16 protein-coding genes are annotated in these 20,997 nt (G+C 41.1%); 9 read left to right on the top strand and 7 right to left on the bottom strand.

All coding sequences use genetic code 11. From position 1 onward, the window contains the following. Window positions 1-63: 63 nt before the first annotated feature. On the top strand, window positions 64-2,097 hold the full coding sequence (locus LA313_RS15025; protein WP_228916458.1) for a M1 family metallopeptidase: 2,034 nt from the start codon (window positions 64-66) through the stop codon (window positions 2,095-2,097). Between the two features lie 81 nt (window positions 2,098-2,178). Here the strand turns inward: LA313_RS15025 and LA313_RS15020 are convergent, their stop codons facing one another. The 4 genes from LA313_RS15020 to LA313_RS15005 form a co-directional block, all read right to left on the bottom strand. Continuing rightward, window positions 2,179-2,766: a hypothetical protein gene (locus LA313_RS15020; RefSeq protein WP_228916456.1), complete on the bottom strand. Its 588-nt coding sequence runs from the start codon at window positions 2,764-2,766 to the stop codon at window positions 2,179-2,181. 126 nt (window positions 2,767-2,892) lie between these two features. Then, window positions 2,893-3,051 carry a hypothetical protein gene (locus tag LA313_RS15015; protein ID WP_228916454.1) on the bottom strand — a complete coding sequence of 53 codons (159 nt, stop codon included), beginning with the start codon at window positions 3,049-3,051 and terminating at the stop codon, window positions 2,893-2,895. 86 nt (window positions 3,052-3,137) lie between these two features. Then, window positions 3,138-4,109: a DUF438 domain-containing protein gene (locus LA313_RS15010; protein WP_228916452.1), complete on the bottom strand. Its 972-nt coding sequence runs from the start codon at window positions 4,107-4,109 to the stop codon at window positions 3,138-3,140. A 230-nt stretch (window positions 4,110-4,339) separates the two neighbouring features. Then, a complete protein-coding gene (locus LA313_RS15005) occupies window positions 4,340-4,816 on the bottom strand; it encodes a glutathione peroxidase (RefSeq protein ID WP_228916450.1) in 477 nt (158 codons plus the stop codon). 548 nt (window positions 4,817-5,364) lie between these two features. On the opposite strand from LA313_RS15005, the gene LA313_RS15000 reads away from it, so the two are divergent. After that, window positions 5,365-6,609: a peptidase U32 family protein gene (locus LA313_RS15000; protein ID WP_228916447.1), complete on the top strand. Its 1,245-nt coding sequence runs from the start codon at window positions 5,365-5,367 to the stop codon at window positions 6,607-6,609. Then, window positions 6,609-6,839, top strand: coding sequence for a ferredoxin (locus LA313_RS14995; protein WP_228916445.1), 231 nt, complete (start codon window positions 6,609-6,611; stop codon window positions 6,837-6,839). Before LA313_RS15000 ends, LA313_RS14995 begins: the two co-directional genes overlap by 1 nt. Window positions 6,840-7,055: 216 nt before the next feature. On the opposite strand, the gene LA313_RS14990 is transcribed toward LA313_RS14995, so the two are convergent. Then, window positions 7,056-9,740, bottom strand: coding sequence for a phosphoenolpyruvate carboxylase (locus LA313_RS14990; protein ID WP_228916443.1), 2,685 nt, complete (start codon window positions 9,738-9,740; stop codon window positions 7,056-7,058). A gap of 214 nt (window positions 9,741-9,954) precedes the next feature. Here LA313_RS14990 and LA313_RS14985 point away from each other — a divergent pair, with 214 nt between their 5' ends. From LA313_RS14985 to LA313_RS14960, 6 genes are all read left to right on the top strand, one after another. Further along, on the top strand, window positions 9,955-10,461 hold the full coding sequence (locus tag LA313_RS14985; RefSeq protein ID WP_228916441.1) for a cupin domain-containing protein: 507 nt from the start codon (window positions 9,955-9,957) through the stop codon (window positions 10,459-10,461). A 205-nt stretch (window positions 10,462-10,666) separates the two neighbouring features. Continuing rightward, window positions 10,667-12,226, top strand: coding sequence for a glycogen synthase (locus LA313_RS14980; RefSeq protein WP_228916439.1), 1,560 nt, complete (start codon window positions 10,667-10,669; stop codon window positions 12,224-12,226). Between the two features lie 446 nt (window positions 12,227-12,672). Continuing rightward, window positions 12,673-14,211 carry a SulP family inorganic anion transporter gene (locus LA313_RS14975; RefSeq protein ID WP_228916437.1) on the top strand — a complete coding sequence of 513 codons (1,539 nt, stop codon included), beginning with the start codon at window positions 12,673-12,675 and terminating at the stop codon, window positions 14,209-14,211. Between the two features lie 112 nt (window positions 14,212-14,323). Then, complete coding sequence (locus LA313_RS14970) at window positions 14,324-14,953, top strand: class I SAM-dependent methyltransferase (protein ID WP_228916435.1); 630 nt, start codon at window positions 14,324-14,326, stop codon at window positions 14,951-14,953. A 255-nt stretch (window positions 14,954-15,208) separates the two neighbouring features. After that, on the top strand, window positions 15,209-16,651 hold the full coding sequence (locus LA313_RS14965; protein ID WP_228916433.1) for a TonB-dependent receptor: 1,443 nt from the start codon (window positions 15,209-15,211) through the stop codon (window positions 16,649-16,651). Window positions 16,652-16,847: 196 nt separating this feature from the next. Next, window positions 16,848-19,343, top strand: coding sequence for a glycogen/starch/alpha-glucan phosphorylase (locus LA313_RS14960; RefSeq protein ID WP_228916431.1), 2,496 nt, complete (start codon window positions 16,848-16,850; stop codon window positions 19,341-19,343). On the opposite strand, the gene LA313_RS14955 is transcribed toward LA313_RS14960, so the two are convergent. Both LA313_RS14955 and LA313_RS14950 read right to left on the bottom strand, forming a co-directional pair. Further along, window positions 19,340-19,918, bottom strand: a complete 579-nt coding sequence (locus tag LA313_RS14955; RefSeq protein ID WP_228916429.1) for an HD domain-containing protein — start codon at window positions 19,916-19,918, stop codon at window positions 19,340-19,342. The two genes, LA313_RS14960 and LA313_RS14955, sit on opposite strands and share 4 nt — an antisense overlap. Then, entirely contained in the window at window positions 19,872-20,813 is a 942-nt protein-coding gene (locus LA313_RS14950) for a YitT family protein (RefSeq protein WP_228916427.1), read from the bottom strand. The genes LA313_RS14955 and LA313_RS14950 overlap by 47 nt, the downstream gene beginning before the upstream one ends. Window positions 20,814-20,997: the final 184 nt, after the last annotated feature.

Here is a 20,997-nt window from a genome sequence, read left to right as displayed (position 1 = left end):
AAAAAAAAGCCTTTTAGGAAAGTAAGTTTTTCCCGATTTGAGCAGGTAGCGTATATTTGAGGAATGAAAAGTTCCATCTTCCTGATCCTGGCTGCCCTTTTAAGCGCTGAAACTTATGCCCAGCAGACGCCCGCTATTGATTTTACACGACTTGAGGCCGAAGTCGCCATTAACCCTTCAAAAAAGGCAGTTTCGGGAACAATTAATTACGAATTTGACATTTTTGAGCAGGTAGATTCCATTTTTATTGATGCCCAAAAAATGGATTTTTCTGAAGTTCTTCTGAATGGCCAACCTGTTCCCTTCGGAAGTGATCAAAATAAATTCTGGATCACCAAAAACTTCTTACCGGCACAAGATCAACAACTTCAGCTGAAGTATTCGGCTAAACCTGCTCAAACCATGTATTTTATTCCGAAGAAGCCGGAAGGAACAGGGCAGCAGGATTACCAAATGTGGACGCAGGGGCAGGGGAAATACACTTCCCACTGGTTACCAAGTTTTGATAACCCTACCGAAAAGCTTGAGTTCGATCTATCCTTTATTTACCCTTCAGAAAAAATATTGATCTCCAATGGAGAATTATTGAAAACTCAAAAGCTAAACGATTCTCTCACCCGCTGGGAATATAACATGGAGCATCCCATGAGTAGCTACCTGGTTGCGGTGGCAGCAGGGGATTATAACGTTCTTACTGAGTCAGAAAAAGGAATTCCGCTGTATTTTTATTATCCAAAAGGTATGGAAAACCTTGTGGAGCCCACTTATCGCCACAGTGCATTTATGATGGACTTTTTTGAAAAGGAAACCGGAGTTCCATATCCCTGGCAAAACTATAAACAGGTTCCTGTTCGGGACTTTTTATATTCCGGAATGGAAAATACCGGCACCACGATTTTTTCAGATATTTTCCTGGTAGACTCCATTGGCTACATCGACCAAAATTACGTTAATGTTAACGCTCATGAGTTGGCTCACCAGTGGTTTGGAAACTATGTGACGGCCGGGACCCCTGAAGATCATTGGCTGCAGGAAGGTTTTGCTACCTATTATGCTTTACTTGCCGAAAAAGAGATTTTTGGAGAGGATTATTACTACCGAAAGCTTTTCAAAACAGCCGAAGAGCTTAAACAGTTAAGTGACCAGGGAAAAGGAGAGGCGGTAGTTTCTAAATATGCCAGTTCCCTTACTTATTATCAAAAAGGAGCCTGGGCTTTGCATATCTTAAACGAGAAAATTGGCAAGGCTGCTTTTGACAGAGGAGTGAAGAATTATTTGGAAAAATATAAATATTCGACCGCCACAACAGGCGATTTTATAACCGAGATGGAGGCTGCCAGCGGGCAGGATCTTTCAGGTTTTGTGAAGGACTGGTTGAAACAATCGGCTTTTCAGGGAACTGAGGCATTGGAATCTCTCAAAAGGTCTCCTTTTATTCAGAAATATTTGGAACTGGCAGCGGCAAAACCTCTGGCCATTTCAGAAAAAAGACAACTGCTTCCCACAGCCCTTAGCTTTCCGGTAAATGATTATCTGGGGAAGGAAGCCGTACTGCAACTTGGGCTGGAAGATCCCGTTGGAGTTGCTGATCTCTACAAAAAGGCATTTTCAAGTGGAAATCTTTTCACCCGACAGGCTATTGCTTTCTCGTTACAGGAGGTGCCACAGCAGTTAAAAACTGAGTATGAGTCGCTATTGAAGGACGATTCATACCTCACGCAGGAGATGGCGCTTTATAATTTATGGATGTCTTTCCCTGTTGACCGGGAGCGATACCTTCGAGAAATGGAAGGAACACAGGGATTTCTTGACAAAAACCTCCGCACTCTTTGGCTGGCTCTAAGCCTGGCAACCGCCGGATTTGAAATGGAATCAAAAGGGCAATACATTCAAGAACTCAGAAGTTATACAGCACCACATAGAAGGTTTCAGGTGCGGCAAAAAGCCTTTGAATACCTGTACCAGTTAAATGCTTTTGATGTGGAAAGTTTGAATAACCTAAACGATGCTGCAAAACATCCCAACTACCGCTTCAGGGAATTCGCGAAGCAGCTGCTCAAAACTTTAAAGGAGACAGAGGTGCGGGGAAGTAATTAGATTCCCGGCTCGCCACTTCCCGTTCCAGAAGCAAGTAGTTCCCAGCCCATTTTTGGACACAGATGTCTTTTTGAATTTTAATTAATTCTTTGGCGGTGTGATCATTATATGGGCACGGTGTGTACCGGGATCCATGATCCAGGGCATTCCAGGTGCGAAAGGTTTTTCGGGAAGACCGGTAGACTCTGCAGTGGCATAAGGAATGTAGATCACGTATCGAAAATGTCCATCGGTAAGTTCTCCCGTTTCAGAATTATAGTTTTCTTCACTTCCGGTTAAAATTGTGGTCATTCCGGGAGTATCGGTTAGGGTAAGAGTGCCGGCTTCAGCTTCATTTTTTCGCGCAACACGTTTTTCCATTTCACCTTTTCCTTCAGCAGAAAGTTCACGGCCACGGGCCATAAAAGGCTCCAGCTTTTTTGAATAACAGGAGACATTAATGCCTTCCTTTTCTGGATCATCGGCCAGGCAAACCAAGTGATTTGTGCCCTCACGTAGAAGGACCATTTCTCCCTTGTCATTATACCCATAAACCATAACGCCAGCTCGCAGTTCCTCGGGTGCGGCAAGCGTGGCAGTTTTGATCTGGACCTCGGCAGGCAGGATTTTAGTCTGTGCATTAATAAGAGTTGGAAAGAGGAGCAAAAGAAGTACCTGGAAAGTTTTCATACAAAATAGTTTAATAGCTGAAGTCTAAAGATATGAAAAATGCTTTTATACCAATATTTTAATCCCCTGGAGAAAATATGAAATTTTCAGGGAAGGAATTTTCCCGGAAACTTGAGTAAAACCTAATTATTCAAAAAACTTCAGAGAATCTCCCGAACCAGTTTTAAGATCTTTAATTTCCTGGATATTTCTTTTAATCCTACGGTTCTGCCTTTTGTTATTTACCAAAAGAATGATAAGGAGCAGTGAGGCAATTCCTGCAATACCGGTGAGAAAATATTCCATCTTTTTAGATTTAACAGGGTAAAGCTAAATTAAAAAGAAAGACCTTCTTTGAGGAAAACCGTAAAACAGTGTTTTTTTCAGGTAAATTAATTCCAGTCCAGCAGTCTCTGTTCCCCCTCGATCTTTTTGATCTCGGTGATGTCCTGAGACATTTCAATGACCCCGCGGTAGTTTTTTTGATCATCCCGCACCGCAAAATATCTTATATAAATAAGCCTGTCCTTAAAATTGATCCAGAAAGAAGCTTCATTTTTTGTCCCTTTTCTAAATTCTTCCAGGATCTTTAGCACTGTACCCACACTTTTGGGAGGATGACAAAATTTTACTTCTCTCCCAATGATTCCGGCACTCCTGGGGAATACCCTTTCTTCTCCGCGATTATAAAAAATTACCTTGTCATTTTCATCCACATACGTAATGTCCAGAGGCATAGTTCTTAGGAGCAGGTTGACCTGGTCGACAGTCATATAACCCTCGTCATAATGTGCTGCATTTGAGGTGTCAAAAGTTAACTCGCGCTTAGTGTGATCCTGAGAAGGGTGAATATATTCATCCTTATTTTCGGGGAATGACGCAGGTTCTGTTTTCAACATCCACCCAATTTCTTCCTCACCTTTTCGAACCTGCTTCCAGTCCTCTTCGGTAAGTAACTCCAGGGCATTAGGAAAAAGTACGCTGTCTTCTACCAGCAGTAATCTGAAAATGCTGCTCACCAGATACTGTGCATCTTGTGTAGCTTCTGAAAAATTGCGGTTTTCCACCTTTTTTCTAAGGATCCTGAACTGCTCCCGAATGGTATCATGAAAAGACCACATGTTCTTGCTAGGCCCGGTCCAGCCTTTTTGTTCCAGTACCGGAAATAACTGATTTTCCTTACGCTCGAACCTCCGCTCAATCTGTTGTAGCTGATTGAAGATGTTGTAGAATTTCTGATTTTCTTTTTCAGGATTGGTTTCCAGCAGTTCTTTTCCCAACGCCTGGATCAACTCTTTTTCTTCGGAATATATATTGACGGGATGTCCCTTTGGTAATGCTGAAGTATCTATGGTTTCGGTCATGATTCAAAATTTCTCAGCAAATAAAGCGGATAGTTTTGTCCTAAATTATGACCCAGGTCACATCGGGATGAAAGGGAACATTTTCTCCTGGATCCTTTCGGGTTCCCATGTGTATTTCCTGAAACTTTCGGTAATAAAAAGAGGTGCCAATAATGTTATTTTTGACACCTGTTATTCTGGATTACCCACTTTAACCCTTTCAGGATTCCAAACCCTGAAAGGGTCGAGGATTACAGAAGTTTCTTAATGTCCTTCTCCAGACTTTCAGGCTTTGTAATTGGGGCAAATCTTTCTACCGGCCGGCCTGTGCGATCAATGAGGAATTTTGTGAAATTCCATTTGATCTTGCTGCCTAATATTCCTCCGAGTTCACTTTTAAGATATTTGAACAGGGGATGAGCTTCCTTTCCATTAACATCTACTTTTGAGAACATGGGAAAGGTCACTCCGTAATTCACTACACAACCTTCGGCAATGGATTTTTCGTCTCCGGGTTCCTGTTTCCCAAATTGGTTGCAGGGGAACCCCAGAATTACCAATCCGTCATCCTTAAACTTCTTATTTAGTGTTTCCAGGCCTTCCAACTGCGGAGTGAAGCCACATTCTGAAGCTGTATTGACCACAAGTACTACCTTTCCTTTAAAATCCTTCATTTCCACATCCTGTCCTTGCAGGTCCTTTGCTGAAAAATTATAGAACTCACTCATAAATTTCCTTTTTTGTAAAGATAGTCAGGATTTTTCCCTGGGAAATGGCTGTTGTCAAAAATTACATTGGCTTCTTGGGAATTACAGGAGAAGCAGGGCCTTTTTCCAAAGTTTTTTAAACAAAAGGAGCAATGGCAACCTGAAGCCTTTCTTGTCCGAGTGAAACCTTATAACAATGACCAATATTCAGGCAAAAGAAAACCCTTAGAAAGAAGAATAGGGGTTACTCTTCTACGGACTAAGGGTCTCTACTAACTCGTCCAAAATAAGTAAGTAAATTACTACAAGATCGCCGTTATTGGCATTCTTTTTACCTTAAAGAACCCATACCGGGTCGAAAAACAGTATTATAAATGATTTTATACTAAATCTATTCCCGGTCCCGGCACTTTGCAGGCTTTTACTACTACAAAAAGGGGCGTAATTTTCACAACAAATAAAATGTGACCCAGGTCATATTTTCCTTCCAAAAATGCCATTTTCTTTGCCGCCTAAAATAGTGCCGGGTAGACTTTACTGCTCCGGCACCACGATATTGGCAGCAGCTTATGAAAAAAGATTCAGGAAAAATGGAATTAATGGCTCCCGCAGGAAATTTTGAATCTCTGCAGGCAGCTTTGGAAAATGGAGCAGATTCCGTCTACTTTGGAGTGGAACAATTGAATATGCGGGCAAGGGCATCTATTAATTTTACAATGGATGATCTTCCAGAAATAGTTAAAAGGTGTGAGGCGAAAGGGGGTAGAAGTTACCTGACTTTAAATACCATTGTTTACGACCACGATCTTTCACTTATCAAAAACCTGCTTTCCGCAGCTAAGGAGGCAGGGATTACTGCTGTTATCGCAAGTGACCAGGCTGTAATCGCTTCTGCTCGCGGTATGGGAATTGACGTTCATATTTCTACGCAGCTCAATATAACCAATATTGAAACTGTAAAATTTTACAGTCTCTTTGCCGAAACAATGGTATTGTCACGAGAGCTAAGTCTTAGACAGGTAAAAAATATTTCTGAACAGATCCAAAAAGAGCAAATAAAAGGTCCTTCGGGAGAGCTGGTCAAGCTTGAGATTTTTGGCCACGGGGCACTTTGTATGGCAGTTTCAGGAAAGTGTTACCTAAGCCTGCATTCCCACAATTCTTCAGCAAATCGCGGTGCCTGTAAACAGAATTGTCGCAAAAAATATACGGTTATTGATCAGGAATCGGGATTTGAGATCGAGATCGATAATGAATATATGATGTCTCCAAAAGACCTTTGCACCATTAATTTCCTGGATGAGGTCATGGAAGCGGGAGTACAGGTTTTGAAGATAGAAGGTCGCGGCCGTGCTCCGGAATATGTTGCAACAGTGACCAGAGCTTATCGTGAGGCTATTGATTCCTGGTATGAAGGAACATATTCCGAAGAAAAAGTTGCCGACTGGATGGCGCGCCTAAGCACCGTCTATAATCGCGGATTCTGGAGTGGGTACTATCTTGGACAAAAACTGGGGGAGTGGAGTAAAACTTCAGGTTCTCAGGCTACTCAAAAGAAGGTTTATGTTGGGAAGGGTGTACATTACTTCCCAAAAGCGGGAATAGCAGAATTTAAGATCGAGGCCTACGACATTAAAAAAGGAGATAAGATCCTGGTTACCGGCCCCAGCACCGGAGCGCAGGAATTTGAATTGGAGGAAATGTTCGTAAACGATCTGCTTTCAGAAAAAGCCGGAAAAGGGGATAGCTGTACGATCAAAGTTCCTTTCAGAGTAAGACTTTCAGACAAACTATATAAAATGGTGGAAGCATAATGGTAGTAGTGACCCTGCAGCGGAACAAATGTATTGGTTGTAACTACTGTGTAGAGTTGGCTCCGGGGCAGTTTCAAATGTCAAAAAAAGATGGTAAAAGTGTGCTGCTAAAATCTGTTGATCGCAAGGGTTTCCACACCCTAAAGTCGGCAGATCATTCCATACTAGAAAACTGTGAAGCAGCGGTAAAAGCCTGCCCGGTTAAGATCATTTCGGTCAAGGAGACATAATATTATAAGCCTTAATAGTTTTTAACGTTACCCAAAATTGGTTTTAAGGTCTGCAAATTTTAAAGCATCCCGAAAAACATTCCGCCGTGGTGTCGATATAAGAAATACTTTCCTCGATCAGGAGGATTTTTATTTAATAAAAGATGGTTCGTGCTTTTGTCTGTCAAAAAAACGAACCATCTCTTTATAACTTCTTACAGATTTAACCTTTAATGATCAACCGGTATTTTTTAATCCGCTAGCGAGTGCAGTAGTGATTTGCAAAAGATGTGTCACCAATTCCTCGTCTTTGGTACTGCCTTTAGTTCTTCTCCATGCCTCGAGATTTTTGATCTGTAAACGGTGAAGGGAGATCAAAGCATCATTGCGCCGGTTTAAATTGTCGAGCAGGCTCTGTCTTCGTTCTTCCCGACCTTTTTCAAACATGGCGCCAATTTCATCAAGTCCTTTTTGATGTTCAGCTTTTATAATTTCTGTAATCTCCATTCTTACTTTTTCATCCTTTACAAGAGAGGCATAGGCTTCCATTACAGCAGGTTCGGCATTCATAATGTTAGTTTCTACCTGGATCAAAACGTATCTCAAAAAAGGCCATTCCTGGGCAACTTCCCGAAGTTGCTCATATTGCTGCAGATTATCGGCTTTTAACTTTTGTAGAGCATATCCAATTCCAAACCAGCCCGTGATATTAAACCTGGATTGATTCCAGCTAAAAACCCATGGAATTGCCCTAAGATCTGACAGGCTCCTTGTTCCGGTACGTCTGGCAGGTCTCGATCCAATCTTACTTAGTTCCAATACATCTATTGGAGTGGCTTCTCCATAGAAATTCAGAAAAGAAGGATGTGCAATTAATTCCTGGTATTTTTCTTTGGAATATTCTGCTACCTGTCTTAGAGCATCAATTGGATATCCTTTTTTAGTTTTGGGATGAAGACGATTCCCGGTTTGAAGGGCAGTTCCCGAAAACAACATTTCCAGATTATAAGTAGCTGTGAGCATATTGGCAAATTGCTGAGCTATGGTCTCTCCCTGGACTGTGAGTTTGATCTCCCCGCTCATGCTTCCCGCCGGCATACTTTCCAGGAAGCGGTGGTATTTCCCGCCACCCCTGCTTATGGTTCCTCCAATGCCATGGAAGAATCTTAGTTCTGTATCCAGTTTGTCGGCCATTTCGGTCAGGTTTTTTTCAGCCCGGTAAATATTCCAGCGGCTGGCAATAATTCCGCCGTCCTTATTGCTGTCGCTGTAGCCTAGCATAACCTCCTGTGGTCTTCCCTTCTCCCTGTAATATGCAGGATGAGTGAGAAAGCTTTCTAAAATTTCACCTGAAGCAATAAGGTCATCGATAGTTTCAAAAAGTGGGACTACCTGGAATGTTCGCCTGTCTATACCCACCTCTCTAAAGAAGAGGTAAACAATTAAAAGATCGCTAAGCTGGCGGGTCATACTAACTATAAAACTTCCTACTCCCTGAGGACCAAACTTATCTGTATGTTCTTTAACTACTTTATAGCTTTCCAGCACCTTATCTGCTTCGGGCCCAAAAGATCTTCCTGCAGTAGCAAAGGGGCGGTCGCTCTTTAATTCTTCCGAAATAAATTTAACCCGCTCTTCTTCGCTCCAGGTTTTGAATTCAGGCTTATCGGGAAAAGTTATTTTCAGGATCTGTTCGAGGGCTTTGTCATGAAACTCACTGTTTTGTCTTATATCCAGCCGGGCGAGATGAAAACCGAAACACTCCACCATTCTTTCCACCGGGAATAAAAGATCCTCAACAATTCGATTTGCACCTATTTCATAAAGACTTTCCTTTAAAATATCAAGATCCTCAAGAAGGTCCCCGGGCCTGTTGTAAAATGTGTTTTCCTGTTCGTTTCCTGTGGTGGTATGCTCCAGCTTCAATAATATGAGGCTCACAAACTGTCTCCAGGGCTCGTATGGATTGCGGCCCAATGCTTTACTTCCTTCTTCTCCCAGTGCTCCCAACATATTTTCAATTGCCTCCTGCAACTGTTCTGAAGCCTTATTGCTTATGCCCGAGAAGCTCATATCGGCAGCCAGATGCTCCAACTGCTCGTGTACGAGATGAAGAGCAGTCTTTCTATGTTCTTCGAGAGTAGATTTTGTTACAGATGCGGTAACATAAGGATGTCCATCTCTATCGCCACCTACCCAGGTTCCAAACTGCAACTTGGGAAATTTTAGGTTTTGGGGATCAAAGCCCATGTTGATCCAGCTTTGTTTTAGCTGAATATCACTTTTTCTCAATGCCTGCGGAAAAACCTTGCTGAAATAATGGATGACATTACTTCGTTCCATTTCCACGGTAGGTTTTTTCAGATAGACCTCTCCGGTGCGCCACCATCTCTCCAGCAGGGTTTTAATATCTTCGGCAATAACCTGTCTTTCAGTAAAAGAAAAAGAAGTATTCTCAAGCTTTATGAGGTTGAGGTAGATTTCCCTGTGCAGTTCCAAAATGGAAATGCGTTTTGTTTCTGTGGGGTGGGCGGTGAGTACAGGAATCAGTTTTACTTTTGAAATGATCTCCTGCATTTCATTTTCCTTTAGTCCCTGATCCTTCCATCGTCGAAAAGTCTCACTCCAGGAGCCCCTTACAGATTGCATTCCAGTTTTGTCAACTAACCTTCGGCGATATTGAACGGCGGCATTTTCTTCCACCAGGTTCATGAGTTGCAGGTAAATACTTAGGACCTGGATCTGTTTTTCTTCCAGGGCTGGATTTGTAGAAAAAGAATCTTTTAGATCTTCATGTTTTGTGAGGAGACCTGCAAGTTCATGCTCTCCCAGATTTTTTAAAACCTGTTGGAAGCAATCGGTAAGAAACTGCATGTCTTTTTCTATTTTGTTGAATGCTTTATTGCTTTTTGTTGGTGTCATTTTAATAATGTTTTTCCCTGAAGAATTAGTTCCCTAAATTTACGAATTATAGGTGGTTTTGAGTGGTTTTACACTTTAAAAACTCAGTCAATTCCCCGTATTTATTGGACTCAAACGTTATATGTTGACAAATTTGCGAGGGAGAAATTTTCGCAAACGTTATCTGAGTACATTAAAATTTTCTATCTTTTTGAATAAACCAAAAAGAGACTTCATGGAGCCACAATTATTATATTTTCAGGACGATGGAAACATCCCTAACAGCAAATTACCTGTTTTGATCTATAAAGGTTGTTTTTCAACAAAAGGAGAGCCTGGAGCAAAATGGCTGGAGGAACGTTTTGCTGAAAATAATTGGAAAAACTCGTGGAGAAACGGTGTTTTCGATTATCACCATTATCATAGCAATACTCATGAAGTATTAGGAGTGTATATAGGAAAGGCTTTATTACAACTTGGTGGCGAAAAAGGGGAAAAACTGGAGGTCTCTGCCGGGGATGTTATTGTAATTCCTGCCGGCGTAGCACATAAAAATCTAGGGAGTGAAGATTTTGCAGTTGTCGGAGCTTATCCCGAAGGCAGGTCACATGATATGAATACCGGAGAAGATTCTGAGAGGCCCCAAACCGATAAGAATATTACTGCTGTCCCTATTCCTGAATATGATCCTGTAAAAGGGAAAGAGGGAGGATTGAATAAATTCTGGAATAGCATAAAATAGGTTATGGAATTTTTCTAACCCTTCCGAAAGAAAAATTCAATCACTAAAAGGCATTTTTGAAGGTTGAGGTCAAAAGTTACCGACTAAATCGTTTGAAGTAACCTTTTTTTAATACTAATTTAACCTTTTGATATGCTGTTAGTTATGTCTTTAAAAGGTACTTTCGCCTAAGTTTATAAAATAATATTTTTAAGGGCTTTATACTATGAATAATTTCCTTTTTGTAGCTTCAGAAAACGACGCCATTGCCAATTGTAAAGTTGGTGGGGTAGGTGATGTGATTCGTGATGTGCCAAGGCAGATTTCCGAACGTGGGGATCGTGTTCATGTTGTAGTCCCTTCCTATTCAAGGTTACATGAAAACGGTACTTTAAAGGCCGCACTTCAATTTGAGTTGAGGGGGATTTCTTATACTGCGCATCTCTACGAGGTTCCTGCTAAAGAGGAAGATGAAAACATAACACATTACGTGATCCACCATCCCGAAATCGAAATGGGAAACCTGGGCGGAATTTATCATCATGATCCTTTAGAACCATTTTACAGTGACGTTATAAAATACACCATTTTTTGTACAGCCGTTGCCGAAGCCATAAAACAAAAACATTTTGGGAAGCTGGACATTGTGCACCTGCATGACTGGCATTCCAGTATTTTACTATTTTTAAAGAATTATCATCCACAGTATTCCTGTCTTAAAAAAAACAGGTTTGTATACTGTATCCATAATCTTGCTCTTCAGGGAATTCGGCCATTTGAGAATAACTATTCTTCTTTAAATACATGGTTCCCTAATCTGAATTTCGATCGTGAAGCTTTAAAAGACCCACGCTACGATGACTGTTTCAATTTAATGGCCATTGGTATAAGGTTCTCTGATGCCGTTCATACCGTTTCCCCTTCTTATAAACAGGATGTCATGCTTCCCAGTGAGGCTCCCGAGTTTATTGGAGGAGAAGGCCTGGAGAATGATTTGAGGCAGGCAGATAAAGAAGGGCGTTTTCACGGGATCCTTAATGGTTCCGATTATCGTCCTGAAACCCTGGTGAAAAAGAACCGTTTGTTCCCAAACATTGCCACGGCAATTTTTAAACAACTTCAAAAGGAACTGGATTGGGAGAAAGCTGCATTTTTGGCTCATACCGGTGAAAAAGTTGTTCCATTCCTAAAAAAGAAACCCAACTTTATTTGTGCCAGTGTCGCACGATTGACCGAGCAGAAATTCTATTTTTTTAAGCGTTCTCCCGAAGCTCTTCTTGAAATCCTTGACAGGCTGGAAGAAGTCAATGGAATTTATGTGCTTCTGGGTACAGGCGCAGGAGATTACGAACAATTACTCAGAGAGATTAGCTACAAAAGGAAGAATTTTATTTTTGTCAATACCCAGTGCGAGCAAGTGGTGAATTCTATTTACAGGGATTCCGACCTTTACTTTATGCCAAGCCTCTTTGAGCCCTGCGGAATAAGCCAGATGCTTGCAATGCGAAATGGGCAACCCTGCCTGGTGCACCATACCGGCGGACTAAAAGATACCGTTCAACATGTTCATACGGGTTTTGCTTTTGATGGGAAAACCTATGACGAGAAAATCTACAATATGGTTGAAAGTTTCAATGAAGCGCTTTACTTTTTTGAAAATGAGAAGACCGTATGGAAGCAAATTGGTCTCAACGCCCGTAGAATGAGGTTCACCTGGAAGAAGTCTGTCGATGACTATTATAAACTGCTTTATACATTACATCCGGCCGATATGAAAGTGGCTTGATCCCCCAACCGGGATTTTGATTTAACGAAAAGGGATTTTGTTCCGAAAAGGAACTGAATCCCTTTCTTATGTTCAGAAATTAAAGAAAACCGGCGTTTGAACGTCCAGGTCCGATAAGCTAAGCTGGATATTTAGTTTTGGGTTGAAAAATTTTTTGTTTTCGCCTTACCAAATAATTACTTCATTTTCTGTTTTTCCTTTCCGACTATCAGGATATTCAAACTTTATCAACCGAAATCCTTTTCGGTTTTCTTTTATAGTAAAAAAAGGAGAGTGCGGTTTTGTTAAAGAATAAAAAAGGCTACTTTTGCCGGCTCTTATGACGAGCATTAAAAAAATATCCATTTCGCCAGTTACTCCGCCCTGAGATAAAATTTTCCTTCTCATTTTTCTCCCTTTTCTAAACGGGAGCTCCCTTTATATTATTAATTTTTCGATATTCTAAGATGAAAAAGTTCTTTAACCTTTTTGATTTTTCACAAAAAGTAGATTATAAAATTGAGGTTCTGGCAGGACTTACTGTAGCCCTGGCCCTAATCCCCGAAGCTGTTGCCTTTGCAATGATCGCCGGCCTTTCTCCTTTAACGGGTTTATATGCGGCCTTTGTAATGGGTTTAATTACTTCTCTTTTTGGAGGAAGACCCGGTATGATTTCGGGAGCAACAGGGGCCGTGGCCGTGGTGATTGCCGCCCTGGCGATATCTCATGGAGTTGAATATGTTTTCGCCACTGTAATCTTAGCGGGGATACTGCAAATCCTCGCCGGTGTACTAAGGCTTGGAAAACTTATAAGAATGGTGCCGCATTCTGTGATCTTTGGTTTCGTTAACGGTCTTGCAATCATCATTTTTATGTCTCAGCTGGACCAGTTCAAGACTGTCAATGAGGCGGGGGAGCTTGTGTGGATGACAGGGACAAACCTTTATATCCTTCTCGGATTGGTTCTGGTGACCATGTTGATCATTTGGGGACTGCCTAAGCTCACAAAAGTTTTTCCCTCCTCGCTTGCCGCAATTCTTGTTGTTTTTGGTTTAGTAGCTGTTTTAGGTATTGATACCAAAACAGTAGGAGATATTGCTTCTATAAAGGGGGGCTTTCCGCCGTTCCACATTCCTATGGTGCCATTCACCTGGGAGGCTATAACCCTCATTTTTCCATATGCGGCAATAATGGCAGGAGTAGGATTAATAGAAAGTTTACTTACTCTTAATATTGTCGATGAAATCACTGAAACCCGTGGACGTGGGAATAAGGAATGTGTGGCGCAGGGAACAGCCAACATCTTGTCGGGATTCTTTTCGGGGATGGGAGGTTGTGCAATGATCGGTCAGAGTTTGATCAATGTTTCATCTGGAGCCAGAGCCAGACTATCTGGTATAGTAGCGGCAGTAATGCTCCTTGTGTTTGTAATGTTTGCAGCAGATGTTATTGAACTTCTGCCTATGGCAGCCCTTACGGGAGTAATGATCATGGTTTCTATTGGCACCTTTGAATGGGCAAGTTTGAGAACCTTCCGCAGAATGCCAAAAAGTGATGTACTGGTGATGGTGCTCGTGACTTTTGTTACGGTAGTACTTCATAACCTGGCCCTGGCGGTTTTGGTTGGTGTTATTATCTCTGCCCTTGTATTCGCATGGGATAATGCAAAGAGGATACGTGCCCGTAAATATGTTGATGATAAAGGAGTAAAACATTACGAGATCTATGGTCCTCTTTTCTTCGGAAGTGTGGCTGCATTTAATGAGAAATTCGATATTTTGGGAGACCCAGATGAGGTTATTATTGATTTTTCTGAAAGCCGTGTTGTCGATATGTCGGGTATTGAGGCCCTCAATAAACTGACGGAGAGATACCTGAAACAGGGAAAAAAATTGCATCTTAGATACTTAAGTCGTGACTGTCGCCAGTTGCTGGAAAATGCAGATAAGATCATAGAGGTAAATATCCTTGAAGATCCTACTTATAAAGTGGCTATCGACAGGTAGGTAAGATTCTTTCCTTTTGAACAACAAGAAGATTAAGTTAGACTCCCAATAGCCTGCTTAAGGTTCCATGATAGAGGATTAACCTTGCGACTACGCAACCTAATCCTTTTTAATGAAATGTCCTTTATGTTTTTCCAGCGCTTATCTTTTTCATTCCCAGCCGGGAAGAGAGTACCTGGAATGCACCAACTGTAAGGGTGTTTTTGTTGCTAAGGAATATTTCCCCGATCCCGTTTCCGAGAAAGAAAGGTATCTGACCCATAACAATGATGTCGATGATCCCCGTTACCGGAAATTTGTATCACCTATTGTAGAATCGGTAATTAAAAATTTTGATCCGCAGGAACACGTAGGACTGGATTTTGGAGCCGGGACCGGGCCGGTTATTACAAAATTACTCCTGGATCTTCAATATAAGGTCTTCACTTATGATCCTTTCTTCTTCCCATTCCCAGAACTTCTGCAGGGAACTTATGACTTTATAGCCTGCTGTGAAGTGATTGAGCATTTTCAAAACCCTGCAAAGGAATTTCAGCTGTTGAGATCTATGCTTCGGCCGGGAGGACAGCTGTTATGTATGACACATATTTATCATCCCGGGATCCCGTTTGGGAACTGGTATTATAAAAATGATCCCACCCACATTTTTATGTTTCAGGAAGAAACTTTTCATTTTGTCAGGGAAAAATTTAAATTCCGTGACTTGAAAATCAGAGATCGTTTGATAACTTTATCTGTGTGATTTTAGGAAAGTAATAAAGAGATCAATACCACAGAAATGAAAAACAAAATGATTATTAGTTTTTCAACAGTATTATCAAGCTTTCTCATATTTGAGTTTTAACAAATTCATTGATAAAAGTACAGGGCTTATTACGCTTATAAAATGATCAAAGTCATAATCGGAAAACCACATGGTTTTGGCAAGAACTATTTATAAATATACCTTTAACCCGGATTTAATTCTTAAATTAAAAATCACTAGAAAAATTGGAGCATGAAATTTAGAGATAAAGATGAGTTAGATTTTGATCCGGTTCCTTCTGTCAAGAACAAAGCTCTGCGCATCAATCTCAATGAGAGCATTTATGGAACTTTTGCAGAGATTGGCGCCGGACAGGAAACTGTGCGCAATTTCTTCAGGGCAGGTAGCGCATCAGGCACTATAGCCAAGACCATGAGTGCTTATGATAAGGATTTTAGTGATGCCATTTATGGAATAGAAAAAGATGCAAGGTACGTAACAGAGGCAAGGCTAAAGAGCATGTTGAGGTACGAAACAGACCTTTTAGAGCAAAGGATCTTAAGGGAAAAACATCCAGAGAAGCTCTTTTTTAGTTATGCCAACACAGTGGCAACCATTGATTTTGCCAAGAAATATAAAGGTCATGGATGGATGGGAATTAGATTTCAAACTCACCCTAAAGAAGAATTCAGTGAGATCATTATCCACTTGCAATTTCATGAAAACAATGCAGGTTTACAGCAAATAACTCTTGGAACAATGGGTACCAATCTTATTTATGGCGCCTTTTACCAGTATGATAATCCAAAGGAACTTCTAAAGCACTTGTACGATCATCTTAACAATGACCAGGTAGAGATCGATATGATCAACTTTACAGGTCCGGTTTTTAAAGATGTCGATAACCGGCTTATGAGTCTGCAACTGGTAAAGAATGGGATGACACAGGCGGTGATGTTTGAACCTTCCGGAAATAATGTCCTGCCCGCAAATGAGCTTTACAAAAAGAACATTCTTACCCTTCGGGGAAGTTTTAGGCCGGTTACCAAGGTGAATATGAACATGTTCGAGCAGTCCCTTAAACTGTTCCTGAACGAAAAGAAGGTAAATAAGGATAAAACTAAAGTCATTTTTGAGATAACTCTATCCAATCTCCGGACTGAAGGGTATATTGACGAAAAGGATTTCCTGGATAGAGCAGATCTACTGGGCTCGTTGGGGCAAATGGTAATGATCTCTAACTTTCAGGAATATTATAAAGTTGTAGAGTATTTTTCCCAATACACGGCCGAGAGAATGGGACTTACTATGGGGGTCAACACCTTTTTAGACCTTTTTGACGAGAAATACTACCGGCACCTTAGCGGGGGAATACTGGAAGCCTTTGGAAAACTCTTTTTCAGGGATCTAAAAGTTTATTTGCACCCTTTAAAAGATCCTGAAACCGGAAATATCATTACCAGTAATAACCTAAAAGTGCACCCCCGAATGAAAGAGCTCTACAAGTTCTTTAAAGATAACGGCAGGGTAGTGGATATCACCGATTATAACCCCGAAATTCTTGATATATATTCCCGGGAAGTGCATCAAATGATTGCTGAAGGGCGACCCGGCTGGGAAGAAATGTTACCTCCTAAAACTACCCAGATGATCAAGGAGAAAAAGCTCTTCATGACTCCTAAAGAGAATACCTGACAGTTGCCATTAAAAATGGCATTTTCGAGACCTTGCTTTTGGTGGCTACTTTTGTGAAATTTAAATAAAAAAATTACTTCCCGAAATGACATTTTATGAAGATGAGGAACAATTACAATTCATAAAATTATCTTATAAAGTAATGATCTGTGTTATTGATTTTTAATTTTTTCTTATTTTTTAAAAAAAAGCCACTATGAAAGACCACAATAGATCTATAGAAAGTTATTTTGCTTCATTAGGAACAAAAGCCAGTGAAGTTGGATTAACCAAAGAAGATATAAAAAAAGATTTTCTGCGGAAGCTTTTTTACCACCTGGGGAGGGTTCCTGCCGTAACTACAGATAACGACCTCTACACTGCGCTGGCTCTTACAATAAGAGACAGAGCTCTAAGGCAATTTGTGAGATCCACCGAAGAATTTGCACAAAAGGATGCACGTGGAGTGGCTTACTTTTCGGCTGAATATCTTCCGGGTCCCCATTTGGGAACCAACCTGCTTAACCTGGAAGCCGTTGATGAGACGAGGGAAGCTTTAGCAGATCTTGATTTAGATCTTGACCAGCTTCTGGAGCAGGAAGGAGAACCTGGATTGGGGAATGGAGGTTTAGGCCGGCTTGCTTCCTGTTATTTGAATTCCATGGCTACTTTAGGGATACCCTCTATTGGTTATGGGATTCGCTATGAATTCGGGATCTTTAAGCAGGAAATAAAGGATGGGTGGCAGGTAGAGACTACAGATAAGTGGTTGCATAATGGAAATCCCTGGGAGGTAATGCGTCCCGAAATTTCTTATGTCGTCAAGTTTGGCGGAAGAACAGAGCACGGTACCAATGGAAAGAACAGGTACGAGGTAGAATGGTTGCCAGAATCTGAAATTAAGGGTACTGCCTATGACACCCCCATTCTTGGGTATCAAAGTAACGGGATCATTATGCGTCTCTGGAAAGCTGAAGCTATAGAATCCTTTGATTTTTCGGTATATAATGTTGGTGATTATTATCGTGCCGTGGAGAAGAAACTCCGTTCCGAAAATATCACAAAAGTATTGTACCCTAATGACGAAAATATTTCGGGAAAAGAGTTGAGGCTCAAACAACAATATTTCTTTGTTTCCTGTTCGCTGCAGGACATGATAAGCCTTCATATAATGCAGGGGCGTAAACTGGAGAATTTTCATGAAAAGTTTGTGATCCAGCTCAACGATACTCATCCTTCCATCGCCGTTGCCGAACTTATGCGGCTTTTGGTTGACGAACACGAAATTGATTGGGAGGAGGCATGGGATATCACCCGGCAAACTTTTGCCTATACCAATCATACCCTGCTGCCCGAAGCTCTGGAGAAATGGGCTATAACGCTGTTGGGAAGAATACTTCCGCGACACCTGGAGATCATCTATGAGATCAATAGTCGTTTCCTTGATGAACTAAGGCATAAAGGCTATAGTGGAGATCAAATTTCGAGAATGTCTCTTATCGATGAGCACGGGGAACCTTCTGTAAGAATGGCCCACCTGGCAACTATTGGAAGCTACAAAGTAAATGGAGTTTCAGAATTACATTCACGGCTTTTAAAATCACAGGTACTTCATGATTTTGCCGATCTATGGCCCGAAAAATTTACCAACGTTACCAATGGGGTCGCCCATCGTCGTTTTCTGGCAGTGAGTAATCCCGGTTTAGCAGATATAATTTCTGAAAAGATTGGGCAGGAGTGGCTAACAGATCTCACAAGCTTCAGGGAACTGGAAAATTTTGCTGAAGATGAGGACTTCCAGCAAGAATGGAGAGATATAAAACTCTGGAATAAAAAGATTCTCACCGGGTTACTGGAAGAACGCACAGGGGTGAAAGTGGACCCTACTATGTTATTCGACGTGCAGGTTAAAAGAATCCACGAGTACAAAAGGCAACATCTTAAAGTACTTCACATCATCGACCTTTATTTAAGGATCAAAGATGGAAGAACAGAAAACATAGCGCCATCCACATTTATCTTTGCAGGGAAGGCTGCTCCTGGCTATTTTATGGCCAAACTGATTATTAGACTTATCACAGCCGTTGCAGAACTTGTTAATGATGATGAAGAGGTAAACAAATATCTTAAAGTGGTCTTTTTGCCAAATTTCAATGTCAAACAGGCCCAGAGAGTTTACCCTGCCGCCGATCTTTCGGAACAGATCTCTATGGCTGGCAAGGAAGCTTCGGGTACAGGGAATATGAAATTTGCGCTAAACGGGGCCCTTACCATAGGAACCCTGGATGGTGCCAATGTTGAGATCCTTGAAGAAGTTGGAAAGGAAAATTTCTTCCTTTTTGGACAAACTACAGAGGAAGTGCAGAAAACACGAAGTGATGGTTACAGGCCTTATGAATACTACAATGAAAATCAAGACCTGAAGAGAGTACTGGATTTCCTTATCTCGGGGGAACTGGCCGATGGGGACACAGAATTATTCAAGCCTCTTTACCAAAATCTATTACAGCAGGATCCATATCAACTTCTAAAAGATTACGATTCTTACTGTACGACAAAAGAAGAGGTATTTAGTCTGTGGAAGGATCAGAAAGAATGGACGAGAAAATCCATTCTTAATGTAGCCAGGATGGGTAAATTTTCGTCAGATCGTTCTATTAGAGACTACTGTGACAAAATATGGATGGTGGAGCCGGTAAGGATCAAGGATTAACTTTCTATCTGCGCCTGTAACTCTGCAAGGTGTGCAGCCTTTATTGGTTCACAGTGCACCTTGCAGTAACGGGTGTGGTAGGTATGACCCGAAAGGAAATTTACCTGGATCTCATTCCACTGTTGCCTGTTAAGTTCCGGCTTGTCGTGCAGCAATTCCTGGTATAGTTTTTCACTTATCTCATAGAAGCTGTTAGTTCCCAGATACTCAAGATCGGCATCGGCGAGAATTTTTTCCGAAAGGGTTTTAGGTTTTTGCGGAATTTGTGTGGCCAGGATCATATTACATATCTTTTGAACTTCTTCTGAAGTAATACCTAATTCCGGTAATTCTTCGGAAGCCATTTCACAACTCCTTTTTTCGTGATTATCCCTGCCTTTTACAAATCCAAGATCATGATAAAGTGCTGCAACCATGATAAGAAAAAGTTCACGGCCTGTTACTCCTTCCTGTTGGGCGAGGAAAATAGATTTTTCCAGCACATACTTTGTATGGGCAGGTGAGTGATAGTATAACCAGGAAGGAAGATTACTCTCCAGGTTGGACATCACTTTTTTGTAGATTTTTTCGAACATGGTCTTCAAAAGGGTCTTTTGCGGTTTGTTTTCCTATTCCGCCTTTAACTTCTTTGATCCTTTGAACAAAGAAAAAGGCATTAGGATCTATTTTTAGGGTAGCTTCCTTAATTCTGTGTATCTCGAGCCGGGTCACAATGGTCATAATGATATCACAATCGTGTTTAACCTCATAGGCTCCGGGTAAATAACCTCTTTCCCCTTTATATACTGTTATTGCCTTACCATAGCCATTAACTATAAGGGATTTTACATCTTCGCAATCCTTCGAAATTATGGTCAAGGCCGTAAATTCTTCAAAACCATCGATAATGTAACTTGTAGTTTTAGAGGCAGTAAAATATACTAAAAAAGAATACATGGCTGCTTCGAGGTCAAATACAAAAGCGGCACCCAAAAATATGAGACCGTTAAAAACAAGGATGATTTCAGAAGTGGAAAATGCTGAATTTCGCGTGGTGTAGACAGCCATAATTTCCACGCCGTCCAGTACACCACCTCCTTTGATCACTAATCCCAGTCCTAATCCTATAAGGAATCCTCCAAAAACGGCAATAAGGACTTTATCTTCGGTAACAGCTGGAATTTCAATAAAATGCATGAGGACAGTAAGCAGAAGTATTGAAAGCAGGGCCCTAAGGGCAAAGGTTTTTCCGATTTTACGATATCCAAGGTATAAGAAAGGTAAGTTAAAGGCAACAAGTAAATAAGTAAAAGGGATCCCCAGCATCTCTTCCACTACGATGGAGATTCCCGTAACACCCCCGTCTAAAAAGTGATTTGGAAGCATAAATCCCTCGAGCGCGATCATCGCAGAAAATATTCCCAGCAGGGAATACACCACCGAGTGAAGTGAAAACAGGGATCGCCAGTTAATGGGGTTTTTTGATACCATAAGTTCAAAATGTTTTTGTAGGGAGGATCCTCTAACTTAACATTTTTTTTGAAATAAAATTCTTTGACGCTTAGTAATCAGCAAATTATTGTCTTCTTTTTACTTCAGAATGTACGAATTTATTTCAGGAGAAGATATTTCTCGCATGATTTACGGCACTTCAACGAATTTTATTTAAAAGTCA

It is taken from the genome of Salinimicrobium sediminilitoris, assembly GCF_020866905.1.
GTDB lineage: Bacteria > Bacteroidota > Bacteroidia > Flavobacteriales > Flavobacteriaceae > Salinimicrobium > Salinimicrobium sediminilitoris.
This window is presented reverse-complemented; position numbering and strand designations above follow the sequence as displayed.